Source organism: Nitrosomonas sp., from assembly GCF_019752415.1.
Classification (GTDB): domain Bacteria; phylum Pseudomonadota; class Gammaproteobacteria; order Burkholderiales; family Nitrosomonadaceae; genus Nitrosomonas.
On sequence record NZ_JAIEME010000051.1, the window covers coordinates 1 to 18,394 of the forward strand.

Annotated in this window: 10 protein-coding genes; 7 read left to right on the top strand and 3 right to left on the bottom strand. The window is 44.3% G+C overall.

All coding sequences use genetic code 11. The features are described from left to right. On the bottom strand, positions 1-263 hold a 263-nt coding region (locus K2P83_RS09220; protein ID WP_292928500.1), incomplete at its 3' end, for an HU family DNA-binding protein. A 552-nt stretch (positions 264-815) separates the two neighbouring features. Between K2P83_RS09220 and K2P83_RS09225 the strand changes: the two genes are divergently transcribed. The 7 genes from K2P83_RS09225 to K2P83_RS09255 all read left to right on the top strand — a co-directional run bounded on the left by K2P83_RS09225 (position 816) and on the right by K2P83_RS09255 (position 15,213). Further along, the gene (locus K2P83_RS09225; protein WP_292928502.1) at positions 816-1,121 is read left to right on the top strand and encodes a hypothetical protein; all 306 of its coding nucleotides are present in this window, start codon (positions 816-818) and stop codon (positions 1,119-1,121) included. Next, the gene (locus K2P83_RS09230) at positions 1,118-2,059 is read left to right on the top strand and encodes a DUF4007 family protein (protein WP_292928504.1); all 942 of its coding nucleotides are present in this window, start codon (positions 1,118-1,120) and stop codon (positions 2,057-2,059) included. Before K2P83_RS09225 ends, K2P83_RS09230 begins: the two co-directional genes overlap by 4 nt. A gap of 50 nt (positions 2,060-2,109) precedes the next feature. Beyond that, entirely contained in the window at positions 2,110-5,559 is a 3,450-nt protein-coding gene (locus K2P83_RS09235) for a hypothetical protein (RefSeq protein WP_292928506.1), read from the top strand. After that, a complete protein-coding gene (locus tag K2P83_RS09240; protein WP_292928508.1) occupies positions 5,549-6,340 on the top strand; it encodes a phosphoadenosine phosphosulfate reductase family protein in 792 nt (263 codons plus the stop codon). Before K2P83_RS09235 ends, K2P83_RS09240 begins: the two co-directional genes overlap by 11 nt. A gap of 67 nt (positions 6,341-6,407) precedes the next feature. After that, positions 6,408-8,288: a hypothetical protein gene (locus tag K2P83_RS09245; RefSeq protein ID WP_292928510.1), complete on the top strand. Its 1,881-nt coding sequence runs from the start codon at positions 6,408-6,410 to the stop codon at positions 8,286-8,288. Further along, positions 8,288-9,805, top strand: a complete 1,518-nt coding sequence (locus tag K2P83_RS09250) for a hypothetical protein (protein ID WP_292928512.1) — start codon at positions 8,288-8,290, stop codon at positions 9,803-9,805. The genes K2P83_RS09245 and K2P83_RS09250 overlap by 1 nt, the downstream gene beginning before the upstream one ends. Continuing rightward, entirely contained in the window at positions 9,805-15,213 is a 5,409-nt protein-coding gene (locus K2P83_RS09255; RefSeq protein ID WP_292928514.1) for an FtsK/SpoIIIE domain-containing protein, read from the top strand. The genes K2P83_RS09250 and K2P83_RS09255 overlap by 1 nt, the downstream gene beginning before the upstream one ends. A 208-nt stretch (positions 15,214-15,421) precedes the next feature. On the opposite strand, the gene K2P83_RS09260 is transcribed toward K2P83_RS09255, so the two are convergent. Then, the gene (locus K2P83_RS09260; RefSeq protein ID WP_292928516.1) at positions 15,422-17,962 is read right to left on the bottom strand and encodes a DNA phosphorothioation-associated putative methyltransferase; all 2,541 of its coding nucleotides are present in this window, start codon (positions 17,960-17,962) and stop codon (positions 15,422-15,424) included. A gap of 213 nt (positions 17,963-18,175) precedes the next feature. Next, the gene (locus K2P83_RS09265; RefSeq protein ID WP_292928518.1) at positions 18,176-18,337 is read right to left on the bottom strand and encodes a type II toxin-antitoxin system PemK/MazF family toxin; all 162 of its coding nucleotides are present in this window, start codon (positions 18,335-18,337) and stop codon (positions 18,176-18,178) included. Positions 18,338-18,394 lie beyond the last annotated feature (57 nt).

Genomic DNA, 18,394 nt, shown 5'->3' on the forward strand with positions numbered 1-18,394 from the left:
GCATCAGACAGGGCTTTACCTGGCTTGAATTTAACGACCTTTTTGGCAGGAATTGTCATGGTTACACCAGTCGCTGGATTGCGGCCTTCACGACTTGCACGTTCTGTCACTGAAAAAGTACCAAACCCCACTAACTGAACATCGTTGCCGCTTGCCATGGTTTCTTGAATAACTTCAAGCAATCCGTTCAGCATGGCGGTAGTTTGGGCTTTGGTGGTTTTAGAACGAGTAGCAATGGCTTCAATCAATTCAGTCTTGTTCATGTAACGCCCTATTGGTGGTTTAAGAAGTGATTGGTAATCTAGCAGGATATAATGCTATAAATCAATAACTTTTAAGCATTTTATGTGCTTGTCGCCTAAAAACTCACTTTATTCGCAAATATAAGACACAGTCGGATTTCAATCCTGAATGAATTGCTTTTCAGATTGCTATTTAAGTCTATACATTGGATCTTCTATATAGACGGGAATATGTAGCTGCATTTTTCATTGTTATTAAAGACCGCTGCATAACTGTATTTTTGAGCTTTTCTGCTCGATCTCAGCATATTCAAGTCAAGCGCGTATAAGTTTTTACAAAGAAGGAAACCGGTTATGCAGAGACCTCTAACCAATACTCGTATTTTGGGAGATTTGGTATCGGACAGCATCATACTCATAGATGAATCTCACCAACGCAGGAATCTTTCCAACTTTTTCAGTCATTAGTTATGCAATATTTGCCGATAAAAAAAGATGCCTGGCTGTATTGGGATTCTAGTAGTTAGCAAACGATGATTGATGCGGATTTAGAACGTGCTGTTGGGCATATGAATGAAAGTAATAATTAAAATTGCGGAATCAGGGACATCTTTACTAAATCCAGAAATTGGAACACAATTTGTAATATTACATAAGTTACATCATATAGAGGCATGGATGAGCATTGGAAGAAGTGGACGTGTAGTGATTGAAATTGATCCTGCATTAAAGAAGAAACTGCATGCAACATTAATGAAGAATGGCCTTACACTTAAAGAGTGGTTCGTTCTCTCAGCAGAAAATTATTTGACTAATACCACGCAAGGATCCTTACCATTTGATGAAGATAAACATCAAATGAAGGAAGCTTTAAAATGAAACCATTTGATAAATCTTCTGCTGTATCTTTTGGCCGCCATGAGACCTTTACACTTCGTTTTGGCTGGTTAACAAAAGGCTTCAAAGCTTGGTGCGAAGATTCTTCAATTTTTGAAAAGGATGATGCAACAGTTGTTCTGGGTGTAGGCAAAAATATGGTACATGCGATTCGCTATTGGCTTATTGCGTGTCAAATTCTAGAAGCCAATAAACATACATTAACATCGACCGCACTAGGAAAACGGCTATTTGATATAAAAAATGGACATGATCCATATCTAGAAGACGATGCCACTATTTGGCTACTCCATTGGTTAATCGCTTCAAATGCCGAGAATGCAACAGCATTTTTCTGGTTTTTCAATAGATTCCACAAACCTGAATTCACACAAAAAGAATTATTTGAAGCTTTGCAAGTATTTGTACATGAGAATGTAAGTAGCCGAGTTGCCGATAATACTTTGAGAAGTGATATCACATTAATGCTACGAACATACGAGCCGACAATAGATTTTAAGAAAACTCCAATTGAAGAAGGACTTGACTCTCCGCTAGCTATTCTCGGGTTGCTTAATGAAATTGGTAATTCAAAATATCATGAGTCTAAACTTGAAAATCGTTGGAATCTCCCAGTCGTGCCATTTAGCTATGCGGTTCTGGAAGTTTTCAAATTTTCTAGATTATCTAGCTTGCCTGTCGAAAAATTGATGATCAGTGATGGCTTTTATGCTGCTCCAGGAGCCGTCTATAGGTTAAATGAAGAGGGGCTAATCGATAAACTAGAAGAAATGATAACTTGGTTACCTGGCGTTTTTGAACTTAGAGAAACTGCCGGTATTCATCAACTGTACATGCTCAAGCAAATTGAACCATTGGATGTATTAGATAAATATTACGAAGAATCTAACGAGGCGCGATTGGTGGAGATAAGAGCATGAGACTGATAAACCTTTTAAAGGTTAACACACATTACACGAGATCGATTAATTTGGAACGAGATTCTGAAGGAGATTCAAGTGCATGTACTTATATTCCAACACATCGTGCGGTTCAAACGTTGAGTCGTGTCGTCGATACAATTAATACTAAAGAAGCGCCTCGTGCATGGGCCCTAGTAGGACCTTATGGATCAGGGAAATCAGCATTTGGCTTATTTCTTAGCCAATTATTAGGTAACCCAGGATCTGCAACATGGCAACATGCAATGAATATATTAAAAAGTGCAGATGAGAGTATAGCCAAAAAGATTTCACAAGAACTCACCGGAACTAATGGTTATTGCTGCATCAATTTAACTGGTAGTCCAGAAGCACTTAGTAAAAGACTTACGAAAGCCATGCTTACTAGTGCTCAAGTTTTTTTTGGTAAAAAGCAAGGGCCTTTGCCGGATATTCTTAAGCAGCTTCAGGCTATGTCAGAATCTGACTTCGTTACCACTTCAAAAGTAACTGAACTAATTTCAGAGCTTCAGAAAGCTGTTCATCGAGCGCAAGGAGTTGGCATCCTTATCATAATTGATGAGTTAGGCAAGTTTCTGGAATTCGAAGCGAGGAATCGCAATGCTAATGATGTATTTTTGTTACAAGCAATTGCGGAGTCTGCTTTTAGGCCCAATTTAATTCCACTGCATTTTGTAGTTCTATTACATCAAGCTTTCGAACAATATTTCCAGGGATTTGGTGAGAAGCTTAAGAATGAGTGGAAAAAAGTACAAGGTCGTTTTGAAAATGTACCATTTCTTGAATCCGCTGAACAAACTCTACGAATTCTTTCAGCATCGCTGATTTCCAATTTTGATAACGATATTATCGTACGGAAATCTACTCAATGTGATCACATAGTGAAATCACTCGCTTTGGTCAATGCCTTACCCACAGGAATGAGCGTTGCAACTGCTCAGAAATTATTTGAGAGCTGCTATCCCTTACATCCTTTAACTTTATTATTGTTGCCCACGCTATGCCAAAAAATAGCACAAAATGAACGTACTATATTTACCTATTTAGGTAGTCAAGAGCCATATGGTTTTCTTGATACGTTAACTCATCTTGAAATTACTAATGATGGATTGCCCTGGATAATGCCTTGGGAAATTTATCAGTATTTCATTTTGAATCAACCAGGACTAACCACAGATCATGCAACTCATCGCCGCTGGGCAGAAGTCGTGATGGCGTTGGAACGTTTAGGGGATGCACCTATACAGGAAATCCAATTACTCAAAACTATTGGATTACTTAACATTATCGGTGCTCAAGGTGGATTAAAAGCATCAAAAGAAATTATCGCCCTTTGTGGAGATAATAATGAAGACACTATCAATCACGCACTGGAGTCGTTACAAGAAAAATCAATTATCACTTACCGTAAATATAATGCCGAGTATCGTGTATGGCAAGGCAGTGATTTTGATCTAGAAGCTTCTGTACAACAGCAAAAAGCGCAAATGGCCAGCATTCATCTTGCAGAGACACTTAATGAGAAAAAACCTTTGCAACCTGTCGTTGCCCGACGTTATGGGATTGAAATAGGCACGCTACGATATTTCAGGCCAATATTTATTGATAGATTTAATACAAATCAAATCGTTTCAACAGATGAACCTACACTATATTTATGTTTGTCAGAAACGGGGGAAGATGAATCCCTCTTTGAAAGCTGCTTGGGTACACTCGAGTGTTCACTAGCAATCGGTGCAATTATAGGATCAAGTGCAACATTGAAAGAATCTTTGATTGAGCTTATTGCTTTGCAAAAGGTCCAGCATAGCAGTCCTGAATTAGCATCCGATCCGATTGCTCAACGTGAGCTCAAAGATAGGTTGACTGTCGCAATCAACAATGAGAGAAAGGTTATCTCAAGTATTCTTGAAGAACCAAGTAAATCGACTTGGCATTGGGATGCTCGCCGCTACAAAGTAAATAATAAACGTGCATTCCAAGAGCTACTAACTTTAGTGTTGAAAAGTAATTACTCTAAAACACCGCATTTACATAATGAACTGATCAATCGTGAGAAACCTTCTTCAAGTGCAATAGCTGGCCGTAAGAAATTACTGCTTGCTATGCTTGAAATGGAGTCTATTGAAGATCTAGGAATTGAGAAATTTCCACCAGAGAAAGCGATCTATCGCTCTATTCTTCGAGCTACTGGCCTTCATACTAAGACGAATCAAGGGTGGCAATTTACAGTACCTGAATCCCCGTTAGCATCAGATAGAGATATCCAATCTCTTTGGGAAGCAATTGATAACTTCTTAAGTCGTACCGAGCAGAATCCGCTAGCGATCTCTCAATTTTACCAAGAATTATTAAATCCACCGTATGGTATTAAATCAGGCCTACTACCAGTGCTCTTTCTTGCAGCTTATTTGGTTTATAAGGAAGAGATTGTTATCTACGAAGAGGGTTATTTCTCACCATTCCTAACTCAGGAATTATTGGAAAAAATCTTGAAGTCGCCTGAGATGTTCTCAATTCAGCGTCTCAGAATTGATCATCTAAGAGACCAGCTTTTCAAGAAATATGCGCAAGCTATTACACTTGATGACCCTGCTGACGTTAATATGATGGCAGTACTTAAACCACTATCTAGGTTTATGGTCAATTTGCCGGATTATACAAAGCGAACTAAACGCATTTCTGAAAAAGCACAGAAAGTACGTGAGCATTTCTTTGCAGCAAAATCCCCGCCACAATTGTTATTTAAAGAATTGCCGATTGCCTGTGGATTCAGACCAATTGGCGCAGAAACAACAATTGAAGTACTTGAAGATTTTTCCAAAGAATTAAAGTCAGTATTCTCAGAACTGCGCATTGCTTATCATAGCTTGTTAAGCGAGTTTCGGTTGATGCTCAAAATTACCTTTAATGAGAATGAGAAAGTTGTATTCTCAGAATTGCGTGAACGTTTGCGCGGACGCTATGGCCCACTTCAAACATATACGATTGATACTCATGGATTGAAGGCATTTTTGGGCCGTTTGGCTGACCCCTATGGTGATGACGGACATTGGCTAAATAGTCTGGCAACTTTCGTCGCTCGCAAACCTCCTGAAAAATGGTTAGATGAAGATATCAATATAGCGGAATACCGTCTTGTTGAATTCTCAAAACGTTTGCGCGATCTAGAGCGTTTGCGTATTCACTATGAAGATAGCGCATCATCTTCTCATAACACTCAAATTGAGGTGGTAATGCTCCGAACGGTGCGTCAAGGTGGGAATGATCATGATGCTATTATTTCACTTGATGAATCCAAGAAAAAAGCCATAAGCGAAAAATTCGAATTGATTCAGCGCATGCTGAGTGATTTGCCTTCAGAGGATCTGCGTTTGGCACTTCTAGCTCAGCTTTTTGAAGAACACATTGCGAATCAAAAGAATAGAGAGAATGATTTATCATCAAAAAAAGAAATAGGAGCAAGCAATGAGCGATAAAAAAATACGTCACGTTCTTGGTCTTTCTGGAGGTAAAGATAGTTCTGCGCTTGCAATTTTTATGCGAGACAAGGTACCACAGATGGAATACTTTTTTACTGATACAGGTGCTGAACTACCCGAGACCTATGAATACTTGGATAAATTGGAGGCTTACCTTGGCAAACCTATAGCTCGTATCAATGCCACACGGACTTTTGATCATCTTCTTAAAAATCAATATAACAATTTTCTTCCATCCCCTAATACGCGCTGGTGTACTCGTGAACTTAAAATAAGGCCATTTGAGGAGTTTGCGGGTGATGATGTCGTCGTTAGTTATGTAGGAATACGTGCTGATGAAGATCGAGAAGGATACGTAAGTACTAAACCTAATATCAAAGCAGTATTTCCTTTTAAAGAAGCAGGTCTTGTATATGCTGATATTATGCGTATTTTGAATGATTCTGGCCTTGGCATTCCTGCTTACTATGAGTGGCGTAGCAGGTCAGGATGCTATTTCTGTTTTTTTCAGCGTAAATCTGAATGGGTTGGTCTCAAAGAACGCCACCCCCAATTGTTCGAAGATGCAAAACAATATGAAAAGTTTGATCCTGAAACAGGCACACGATATACCTGGTCTCAAGGTGAAAGTCTGGATGAACTAGAAATACGTGCGGAAGCTATCAAGCAGAATGCAAGTCAAAAGCTAAAATCAATCTCTGCTGTAAGTTGGCAAGATAAGCTTGCTATAATTGCAGAGGAAGAAGTTGATGAGTCCTGTCTTATTTGTAGCTTGTAAAGTAGATTGCACGCCGTCACGTATGCCCTTGTTTCTATAAAATTCAGAATAACTGCAAGATCAAAACATGACTCCACCAGCTCTCAAGTGGGTACGATTCCTTAGAAATTATGGCCCCCTACCTACAAATAGCAACCTCTTTGACGAGCACGTCAATGTTGCGTTGAGTCAAGCGAACGTTAGTCCAATTTCACTACCAACGCCTTATGTTGATGAGATGCTGGCATATGTTAAAACCGACAAAAACGGATCGTTACTAATCGCGGGTACAGCAGGCGATGGCAAAACCTATCATGCCCGTCAACTATGGTTGCGGCTTGGTGGTAATGAGAAGAAATGGGCAGCCCGGGAAAAGATCCAAACATTGGAGTTGCCGGGGCGCTCCGTTGTTTTTGTGAAGGACCTCAGTGAGCTGAAAGGCCCAGAAGGTGAAAAAATCCTTGATGGTCTAGAACAGTCCGTCGAAGGGAACGAGAATACTACCGTTTACGTGATTGCTTGCAACCACGGTCAAATCCTCGATCGACTCCGTAAGAGTAGAGACGCGGAAGACGTCCCTTCACCTCTGCTGGCGCCGGTTCAGAATGCTTTTTTCCAAGACGGATTCGAACATCCGAGGCTCAAAGTCATTGATCTGAGTCGATCAGGGCATCGACAATCCTTGTCGGCCGTTATCAAAGCGGTAATGGAACATCCCGAATGGGATCGGTGTTCGAGCTGCGAGCTTAACCAAGGAGAACGCATCTGTCCGATCGCTGAAAACCGAAAGCGAGCCATCGGCCTGGAGGATGGCGGCCGGTTTGCTCATCGTTTGGGAGACTTGATTGAGATCGCGCGTCTGAATGGCGCCCATTTACCTGTACGCGATTTACTTGCATTGGCAGCGAACTTGCTCTTGGGCCACAATCATCCTTCTGTGAAGGAAGGACTTATGAGCTGCTCAGACGTTGTTCAAATTCAAGATGACGATGCAGTGGATCAAGGCAGTATTTATAGAAATGTCTTTGCAGCTAACTTGCCCTACCGACGTGCCATGGCGCGCCCCGTGTTCAAGACTTTACGGTCTTTTGGTATCGGCGAGGAAACAACGAACGGTGCCGACGGTTTGTTGGTTTATGGATCAGACGATACCAGGCTACGCGCAGACTTTGACCAATTCGTGGGCGCTGACAGGGTTTACGGGGCCACGAAGGAATACCTGGCTCTTCAAAAACAGTATCTCGAAGGAGAAGAGTCTGTACGTTTGGAAGAGGGTGCAAGGGGCTTCCTAGATCGATTGGCAGATCAACGTCAACGGCTTTTCTTCACGTTGCCGGATGAGGTTTATAGCAAATACCCGTTCTGGAATCTTACAACTTTCCGGTTCGCGGGTGATTACCTCCGTCTTCTGCATAGTGTCGTTCCAGGTGAGTCCAAACGATTGGTGGAAGAGAAAATCCGCTCTCGCTTGGTTCAGGGTCTTAACCGGGTTATGACAGGCCTTTTGCTAGACAACTCGGACATCGTGTTCATTGCCAACTCAGGTGGTTTTACCCAATCCAAAATCAGCGTCTTATGCGAAAGCGCCGTTCCTAGTTACCGTACTGGTGGTATAGGGATGCATATCCGATGGGAAAAAAATGGGCAGAGGCCCTGCTTGGACATCTCGGTCGGTGGTGGAAATCAAGGCTCGGTTCCATTTGACCTTACCCCGGTGAGGTTCGAGTTCTTATGTCGAGTGGCTGAAGGCGCATTGCCCAGCAGTTTCTCCAACGAGTGCTTCGAAGACTTACTTGCGTTTAAAGCAAGGCTTCTCCGTAAAGCTGAGCTAGTGCGGGCACAGGGCCACGGGAATGAGGGCGATGACGATGATACGGCGGAGGAACATGCAAGTTTGGGTTTAACTTTCATCGAAATCGAGCAAAACGGTCACGGATTTTTAAAACGGATCTCAGTAAGGAACGCATAATGGCACCACGTATTGAACATGCTTCCTTCGCCGTCGATGAGCACATTTGGGGTCACCGACTTTACGATGAACAACTGCCTCACTTGGTCATTCTCGAATTTCTGAACGTACTGCAATCAAACCTCAACGATCCATTGAACGCACCACCTTCCGTGAAGATAAGCTATCAGCCCCAGCATCAAATCCGCCTCAGAAGCTTGTTGTTCAACAATCCTTATGTTGAAGTCGTACGAGCGCGGAAAATCCCTGACGACACTAAGTGGGACACATGGATAGAGCAGTTCAAGCGCGACGCGGTCGAAATTGAGGACATGTTTTTCGATCATCTCCGGAAATCGTTCACATCCTTCGATGATTTCGCGCGATCGATTGAATTGCTCCGGTCGTCGGCTTTTGAAGGAAAAAGCAATAAACGTTGGAGCTCAAAATTTGTGTTCCCATTTGGCCCCGACGCTTTGTACGAAGACTTGAGATTCGATGCAAATAACCATGCATCCAACGATCGGCGATTTTTCGCTCGTACGGGGGAACTCCTATACCTGATGTTAGGACGAGCCAGTAACGGTAGAGTTCTGGGCCACCAACTCGTTGAGCGTTTGTTCCGGCGACCATCCAACATGAACCAGTTGGTCAAGGTATTACAAGGATCGGTTCAGCAAGCACCAAACCGACGTGATGTTGGTTATTTGCCCTATGCTCAGCTTCCTAGGTTCGACCGGCTTTGCGACGACTGGCTGGCCATCCTAGGCAGAGACATTCCCATCTATGATGGTCTCGATCATATCACTATCATAACCGGGTTGAACCTTCTTTTATACTTTCTTGAAAGTGGTAAAAATTCTTTAGGTGACGTAGAACCTGTTGAGATTGTTTGCGAGGTGGTTTCAAGCCAACGAACCAAAGTCAGAGCGTTGTCGGGCGAGTCATTCCAAGCTAACCAAACTATTTCGCTACGAGCCGTAAAGGCTTTGGTCGAAAACGTCCGAACAACTCCTGAATGGGAAGCCGCCTTGAACTCGGAGGATCCGAAAGGCGAATGTGCTCACATCATGGCGGAACGCTTCCAGTACGACAAAGATGATGAAATCGACATTCACCAGTTGTCTGGGGAGCGATTGATCGAGGAACTCCTCAAAAAGGCGGAAACTCGTCATGCGCAGCACGTCGAGAAGATTCACAATACGTGGTCCCGCGCCATCGGTCTCAGTTCACGGCGCCTAGCCAGACGGGTTCGTTACGCACCGAACGATCGCTTTTTGAAAGCATTGGTAGTGACTGTTGTCGATGATCGGATGGAGTTTGGCGAGTTCCTTGCTGAAATTTATCGTCGCTACGGCTTGGTTATTGGTCACATAGAAGGGACCCGCCACATTCAAAACAACCAAGTGGACCAAGAAGCGTTGATGAACAACGCGGAGCATTTGGAAACGCGACTGTATGGCCTGGGGTTGGTTCGCCGACTTTCTGACTCTTGTGCATTTGTGGAAAACCCATTCAATCGGCAAGGTGGCATGTAATGCTAGCGGACAAAATCGTAGGTCGCGTCGGCGCCGACATCTTGCGGCGTCGCATCGGTGGTGCTCCTGCCTCGGACGGTGCCGCCGCTCTATTTCGTCTTGATCGCCTCAACGCCTTTCAAATAGCCTCGGTGGTTCGCGAAGTATTGGCAGACCCGGATCTAAGGGAACAGATAGAGATTAAGATTCCCGCGGTCTTAGTAGCTGGCCTAGGACTTCCTCCGGAAGTGTTGACGGATGAGAACGCAGGTGCTGTCCGAAACATTGGCACAGACAAAGCCGCATTACTCACTGCCAACGGCAACGAGCCTAACATTTCCGACACCCTTGGTTACGTCACTGCATTAGGCGCTCAGGAGTTTCGGGCGCACGAGGATGCTTGGGCCGAAGCGACCGTTCGCACCACTGCCTTACCCTTGGCACCGGAAGATCGTCGGGTGTTCCAGGCTGCATTGAAAGGACTCTTGGCAGTTGCCGACATGTCGCTGTTTCAGCTCGGAGACTACTGTGCCCAGATTAGCGAAGCATCCAGAATGGAAGGCCATCCCATTCGAGATGCGCTAGGCTGGGCATTACCACGTCTAGCACTACCTCGGGATACCACGTTATTTTCGAACACTAGATCGTTTGGTACGGCCAGCGGCCCGTGGCGAAAGGCCTTCGAGAAGCTATTTTCCGACCGCGCACCGCTATTACTCAAACAACACAAAACAGGACAAGCAATCGATCCGGAAGACATGTGTGAAAGGTTTGAGAGCAACCGTGAATTGATCCAACTCGCTGCTCACCCCGTTATTGAAGATTTTATTCGGGCGCAACCCGGGGATCCAGATACGAAGGAAGCGCTATCCCTACTCGAATGGGAGAGTGATGGCATACATTTATTGTTCGATCGCCCCAAAGAAAAGCAACAAAAGTTGGCCGATCATACCCTCGACTTTTTTGAAAACGACTGCACCGACCCGGGTGTTTTAACGGATGCCTGGAAGAAGCATCTTGAGGAACTGAAAGCTCGGGAAAGGCGATCAGATTGGAACGAGGCCGACGAGGAGTTCTTCGAAGTGCACCGGCGTTACCTTGACCAGGATCCAAGGCTTCGCGGCCGCTGGGAAAAGGTGGTATTCGGGAAGCCAATCGAGTGCACTGATTTTTTGGATGGCTTGGTAACGGCCGTTCAGCGCCTAGTAGTTCGTGCAGGGGAGCCAACCACAGAACGTTTTATTAGAGTCCGTGTTACCAAGGGACGCACCGAATGGCGTGAACGCTACAATCACGATGTCGGTGCCTTCTTCTCCATCATGTACCGTGGCCTACCGCAGCTATTGTGCGAGCGCGTACAATGGCATGTGGAAAAGATGGGAACAGCAGACATTCCTGATCCTCTTTTTGATTACCCTGCATTTTTCGAGTACGAAAACAAACGAAAAGATGGAAAGCTAAAACCAAGTACATCCGCTTCTAAACTACAAACGCAGATCAAGTTTGAAGTGAGCTTGGTTGAACAGCATGCGGGCAACGATCAAACGATCGAGAAGACCCAATTGTTATGGATGGCACGTCCAGAGGCCATCGGGTTAACACTTCACGACGACATGAAGCGATTGCTGGAAAAGGGGGGTATTGCCTGCACAGAAGTACTGCGGCGGATGGTGAGCAAGAAGGGCGGTGTCCAGAGTGTGTCCTTATTAGATGTGAACACGCTTGAAGCTACCTTCGGACGCGATGCGGGGTCGCTGGTTCCCCCGCCCGGTCGTATCAAGAGTCTTCGAGCAGAAATCAAGCGCCGCATTGACGAGCTATACAATGATGGCCGCTTAACTGCTGAGCAACTGAAAGAAATTAAGGTCGCGTGGGCCACCTTTGAATCGGACTACTCCGATGCTATCAAGCATTTTCTCGAAAGCGGCTTGCACACCGAAGCCATCTTGAACCAAGCGGAATCTTTTGGGGCGTTGCTACGGATGTTGAAAATTCACGCACGGGGAGACGTAGCCCGCGCTAAGCTCGTGTCAGAAGTGCTGACAGTAGGAACGATTCGCCTGACGGGCGACCAACCTAGCATCATCGTCCCTCCTTGGCATCCGGAACGTATGAAGGCACTGGCCGTGAAACTCCGCCGAGTAGCTGGCTTGATTACGCACCTATTGGTCGGCCAGTATGCTACCTTCGGAGATCGCAACATCTTCTTCCAGGAGTTCAGCGAAGAGCTGGAGCACCCGTTTTACCCTGAAATCGCCGTTGCCGACCGATCAGGGACGCCAGTTTTGGTGACCACAAGCAGTACCGTCAACGGATACAGCCTGCTGGAACGACCGGTTCGAGCGGATGACGAACAACTCACTGACGTTAATCCGATGGAAGCTGCACGTCAAATCCGTGAGCTATTGGAACGGTATGTAGGCCTTCAGCCGCACGAGCGGTCGAACTTAAGCATTTTGCTCTACAATGCTGATGCTGCAGATTTGCCGCTTGCAACAGTCCGGGAGTTGACGGGCCTGCAAGAGGATCTTGAGCTTCATTGCAACGTGTCAGTGCGCCATCAAGATTCGGGAAAACTTCGAAGGATATACGCTGAATTGGTGAGCAAATCGGATGCTGATCCCGATTTGTCCGTGGCTAGTGAGACTTCCGACAACTTTATGTCCAAGCTTCGCATTTCAGTGTCCCCGCCGAACATTACAATCACTAAACCCGAGGATGGCTTCCGTCCCTTTGACATTGCTTTCTTGCACGATGTGATATCTCGAACGGCTACCGAAGAGTGGGTCCCCGTGGATTGGCTTAACGATCGGCCGGTGTTCGAACACGCGCCCTCGCGGTGGTCGTATCGCAGCGTATCCGGTGAAAATGAACTGAAATCGACCACGTTCTTGACTTGCCCACAGCAAACTGCCACGGGGCGTGCGTACGTTGATATGGTCGGTGCTGTGGTGCGACAACAAGACGTATCCCTGCAACACCACCTGGTGCCTGCCCGCCAAATTTCTTTGCAGAGCGATCGTCTTCGCAGTGTGTTCGAGGATGCGCATAACTTGGCCGAGTGGGTAGCCACCTACGACGAGTTGCTTGATAAGCGGCAACTTCAAGCCAACAAAATCAACGTAGTGCGATACCGTCGTAACCGAACCAACGGCCGCAATATGATCGTCAGCTCAACATCTGAGCTTCGGCTGCTGAGCGTTCTGGCTAAGCGACGTATTCAAGAGTTGGGGCTCACGCTAACGGAGGACGAACTCAATGCGACTACTCAACGCCTGATCGACGATGCAATCAGCGTTTCTGGTGATATCGTGCTTCGAGCGGCCAAGAGAGGAGTATCAGCGGGCGAATTAATCGGTTTGGTTTTGAGTCGTTTTATGATGGAAGATGAGTTTAAAATCATCTGTGGAGGTGCTAACGAGCCCTCCATACAAGTTTTCTTTTTGCTGGACGATTATGCTAACTGGCTAGCGCAACGAGAAAATCGTATAGCTGATCTTTTGGGGATGTGTATTCATGATTCGGCAGAAGGTATCAGACTTCACTTAATCATTGTTGAATCAAAGTACGTGGCTGGCGCGGGTGAAGCAGATGCTAGGCGTTCATCTAAAGCACAGTTGCTTGCAACACTGACGATAATTAGGGAAGCTCTTTTTGGGGATCCCGGTCGTCTTGATCGTGACCTTTGGCTATCAAGGATAGCTGATCTATTGATCGACGCAGTGATCCCTCCTGGACAAACTGCTTTGCTCGAGCGCGCTCGAGTTGCGATACGCGATGCTAGCGTAGGGATTACACTTCGGGGCTATTCGAATATTTTCATTCACACGCCCGAACCCGGTCAGACTGCTTCACGATCAGAACGAATCATCATTGAAGAAACTGATGGCATCAACTCATATCAAGAGGTGTTTGACCGTCCTGATTTGCGAGGGCTGGCTGAAGCATACGCTCGTCGCGAAAACTCACTGGTAGTTCGCCAAACTATCGGAATAGATACACCATGGAATGAAATACATGTTCAGCAACTTGCGAAACGTGTGACCTGGACTAACATGATTGATCGACTTACGCAGTCAGAATCAGATCTATTTAACAAAATCCCCTCGGATGAAAGCACTATTGTTAGTGCCGTTGAACCACAAACGACCTTGCAAGTTGAAGTAGTCTGCTCATCAGATACGCCCATTATGGCGCCAAGCATCACGACTATTCTTGATGAAATCAAATCGATCAAATCTAAGCCCACCCAAGGTACGGCTCTGATGAGTCTCGTGACCGAACATTTGGCACAACGCGATCAACTGGTAGATGATCGGGAAACCTGGGCTAATGAAGTTAAGGTCAATCTGAAAAAAGCACTCAATAGCTATGGTTTCCAGGCCAACATTATCGGGGCTCGATTGACACCTAACGGCTGTTTGATACGTCTTTCAGGATCGGATCGTCTTCGGATGGAAGACATCGAAGCGAAACGAACACAGTTACTGACTACTCATAGTATCCAATTGGTAACAGTTCAACCAAAACCGGGCGAGATCATTGTTTCGATCGCAGGTGTAATGCGCCAACCCGTTTCGTTATGGGATATCTGGGCGATGCGTCAGATGAACAAAAATACTGCCGGTATCAATACATCATTTGTGCTTGGCCTCCAAGAGTTGACTGGCAATGTATTGTATCTGAACCTAGGTAGTGACTTCGGCGGCTTATCTCAGCACGAACCACATTCCTTGATTGCAGGATCAACAGGCAGTGGGAAATCTGTGCTGATTCAGGCATTGCTGCTAGACATTGCTGCCACAAATCCAAGCTCTTTGGCTAATATTATCCTGATAGACCCCAAAATGGGTGTTGATTACATTGGCTTAGCTATCCTTCCTCACTTACGGGAAGCGATCATCACCACCCGTGAAAGATCTGTCGAAGTACTTAATGGATTGGTTGAGGAAATGGAAGAACGCTATAGGATTTTTGCTGCTGCGAGGGCTCGTGACTTGTCAACTTATAACGCCAAGTCATTGCCAGAAGATCGTATGCCGATGGTATTCTTGGTTCATGACGAGTTCGCAGACTGGATGCTGGATGACAGTTACAAGGGAACGGTTAGTGCAGCAGTACAACGCCTCGGCGTTAAGGCTCGCGCGGCAGGTATTCACCTTTTCTTTGCTGCCCAGCGACCGGATAAGGACGTGATGCCGATGCAATTGCGCGAGAATTTGGGCAATCGATTGATTTTGAAAGTATCCAGCGAAGCAACTTCGCGCATTGCTCTAGATCGTCCTGGAGCAGAGATGTTGTTAGGCAAAGGGCACCTAGCTGCAAAATTGAATGGAGAACAAGGGCTGATTTTTGCTCAAGCACCATATTTGTCAGACGATGACATCGTTTCAGTGGTTGAAGCGATCTGCTTTGACAATGAAGGTTGACCAACCTTGCCCATATGAGATGCTTCTCCCAGAAATCTAAATTCGTAGCTATAGAAATAAAATAACGGAGCACAAATGTGCCCAATAGGGCACTAAAAGTGTACCAATTAAGCTAAACAATAGTGACTTATATATAGTTTTTCTACCTCTGATTTTCTATATTTTGGGTTTGTACGTAGGTAAAACAGCAGTAATTGCCTAAAGAAATTTAGTCCATTATCACGGTTCGCGGGATACGCTTTCCGTTGGATGACAATTTCATTCTAGTCATTTGACGGCTTGATTCTGGAGACCAACTGACGTGTATAGGCCTTACTGAATCATAAAAATATATTCTGTCAAAGTTTGTGTTTTTACATACCCATGCTACGACTTCTTCCATATCTTCATCTTCAATAAAAAAGTCGCAAGCAGCGCCTAGTCGTTCGCATATAAATTTACCATTTCGTTTTCTTTCATGAGCAGCATGCTGATCTAGATCAGGCGAAATTCTTCCAGATATTTCTTTTGCAAGCTCTGCCGAGCAAAAACCATAAGTTAGTTTAATCATTCCAAAATAATCTATAACAGGATCAAGAATATTTGTAGCAAGTTCATATATAGCAGTGTAGGAATCGGCCTCTTTTGGTAAATTAGAAAGGCCTGTTCTGGCATGAGCCTCGCCACATTCAATAAAATCCCTGTAAGTTAAATATTTACCACATGGCGTATCAAGATTTGGAATAGCTTGACTACGAATTAAATGCATTCCATCAATTTCCCATCGGGCCAAATATAATTTTTTTTCAAATTCTTCTGTTTTGGGTCCATAGTTTGAATAATCAAAAAGATTCAGAGCTTCTAATTGATTATCGAATGCGATCTGTTCTGCGTAGCTATCCATTTCTTCATTCATAAATCGCGATTTCAGATAAAGGTAAGGTGGCTCAAATCCTTCTCCATACTCAAAAAGATGAAACTCTTGTTTATAAAATAATATTTTTACACGATGTATCATTTTAGGAAGTGGCTTGCCATAAAAATCATCAAACCGCATCAGGGTAAGTTTTCCTGAACGTATGTGAATTTTGACTAGATCAGCGGATGTAATATCACCGTACAATGCTGTACCACAACCAATATATATACGAAGAATGGGGGTAAGTCGCTCGACAAGACTTGAATGAAGTTGTAATGATTCGCCTTCGATATACCAACCAAGACCTTTTGATGCCGCATCCCGACAGGCTGCATCAATGCGCTCAGGTTGCGAAATCTGGAACAGTAACTCTCTTGCCGCTAGCTGGACAGATCCATAATCAGCAAAAAGAGCTTTAATGTCGCGTTGCAATTGAGGATCAAGATGACGATAGGGTTTACGCTTTTCAAACATTCCAAGCGCAAAGTAAACTAATAAATCATCTTGCCGGATCTTGCGAGCAGTTTCCAGAATGGCGTCATCTTTTTGACTTCGCAAGAAACGAAGTGCTCTATGAAAACTACCAAAAGCTTCAAGTACTTGAGGTAAGTTTATGGCTTCGCTTTTATCCGGTTCACGTCCGTTTTCCAACCATTGAAGCCAAATCAAATCGAGCAGAGCCTGATGTTCAGCATAGCGTGCGAGATCTTTCTCAATCTTACTTGGTTTTGATGCACGTTGTAACTGGCTAGCAGCACGCAATAGATTAGAACGTGAACGGCTTCTGCCAACTAAGAAACGTTGTTCCGCATCTTTGTCCTTAAAAACGAAAAATATACCCGGAGCTACGGGGATTGATTCTTCATATAAATTTTGCTCGATAAAGATTTTTAGTTCACTTGGTGTATAAAATTTTTGAAAGGTACCGCGAGTTGTCAGAATTCCATCATAGAGTGGCTTACCCTTCACCGCATATTGGTTTGTTAGCATCACCGCCACCACTAGTAGCTCTTGGGTTAATGAATAGGCTCCTTGAAGTGCTTCGATACGCTCATTGACATCTTCGATAACATTGATGACAAAGCCCAGATTAACAATATTAGATAACTTCTTTTGATTCTCTGGTGCATAGTGTGGATCCCAACCTGATGCTCGAATACCATTTTCTTGTAAACCTCGTAAATCATCTCCACGGCCACAACCATAATCAAAGACACTATGTAATCCATCGAGAAAGCCAAATCTTGCGAGCATTTGTATAGGAGCGGAAAACCCATATCGCACAAGGGCTGTTAAATGCCGCTGCACCTCATCAGAAGGGGTTCTACTATCGTTATCAACTTCTGAAAAGTCATTGCCAAGTGGAACAAATTCATACTCAACCAGGCGGTAGCCTTTTTCGGCAATTAATTTCTCCCATTGGTTTTGAAATCCAATTCTAGAAGGGTCATCGAACAGACCCAATGTTTCAGCTATATTGGTCAGTGCTTGAAATTTTGAAATCTCATTATGCTCAGATGGCAGTAAAAGCTCTTTGCGGTGGAGGATAGGCGGATTTAATGAATCAACGTAAGAACGATGATGGATTTGTGCAACTCCATCGAGTACTACGCGCCAACTTGCATTCAGTTTAGGAAAAGGTTGATCAAAAAAATCAGGATAATGAAGGAAGGAAACAGATTCTTTATTTTCAGAAATTCGGACAACATTGTAACTAACGCCTTTAGTGACTTGCGCAAGTTTCTCTGCATCTGCTATTAATTCTAAATCCCTTAGACTAAGTGAATTGAATGCTTCTATATGCAGATAACGAGATGAGTGAACAAATTTTCCGATTTTGTCTGAAACCATTATTGTGCAACTTGCCAGATCAAGAGCTTGAATTTAAGCTAACAACATTATTATTAAAAATTTCATGGCAAAACAACCCCAATCATTAACAATTTACCATTTAAAGTTCTTTTCCCGCTATTTTCATACAGCCATCAACTTTTGGTTCACCGTATAGACTTACTGCTTATTTAAGATTTATGTAACAGACTTGCAGCAAAATATTAAGGATAACTACAAATCAAAAACAATTACTAAAGCTTGTTTGATCGATTGCAAATATTCACTCTCAAGCCTGCCTTGCTTTTTGCCAATTCGAGAGATATCAATTGCACGTAATTGTTTGAGATTAATATGACGATCTTTGTCTAGTCCGTTATTATTGGGCGGATTCAACTATGAAGTGCAACTTTTGTAAGGAAGTTTATAGGCAAGCTGCGGTAGTATCGGAGC

Bases quoted from the DNA above. Each gene is read 5' to 3' on its own strand.
- K2P83_RS09225 (WP_292928502.1), top strand. From the start codon at position 816: ATGAAAGTAATAATTAAAATTGCGGAATCAGGGACATCTTTACTAAAT.
- K2P83_RS09230 (WP_292928504.1), top strand. From the start codon at position 1,118: ATGAAACCATTTGATAAATCTTCTGCTGTATCTTTTGGCCGCCATGAG.
- K2P83_RS09240 (WP_292928508.1), top strand. From the start codon at position 5,549: ATGAGCGATAAAAAAATACGTCACGTTCTTGGTCTTTCTGGAGGTAAA.
- K2P83_RS09245 (WP_292928510.1), top strand. From the start codon at position 6,408: ATGACTCCACCAGCTCTCAAGTGGGTACGATTCCTTAGAAATTATGGC.
- K2P83_RS09250 (WP_292928512.1), top strand. From the start codon at position 8,288: ATGGCACCACGTATTGAACATGCTTCCTTCGCCGTCGATGAGCACATT.
- K2P83_RS09255 (WP_292928514.1), top strand. From the start codon at position 9,805: ATGCTAGCGGACAAAATCGTAGGTCGCGTCGGCGCCGACATCTTGCGG.
- K2P83_RS09260 (WP_292928516.1), bottom strand. From the start codon at position 17,962: ATGGTTTCAGACAAAATCGGAAAATTTGTTCACTCATCTCGTTATCTG.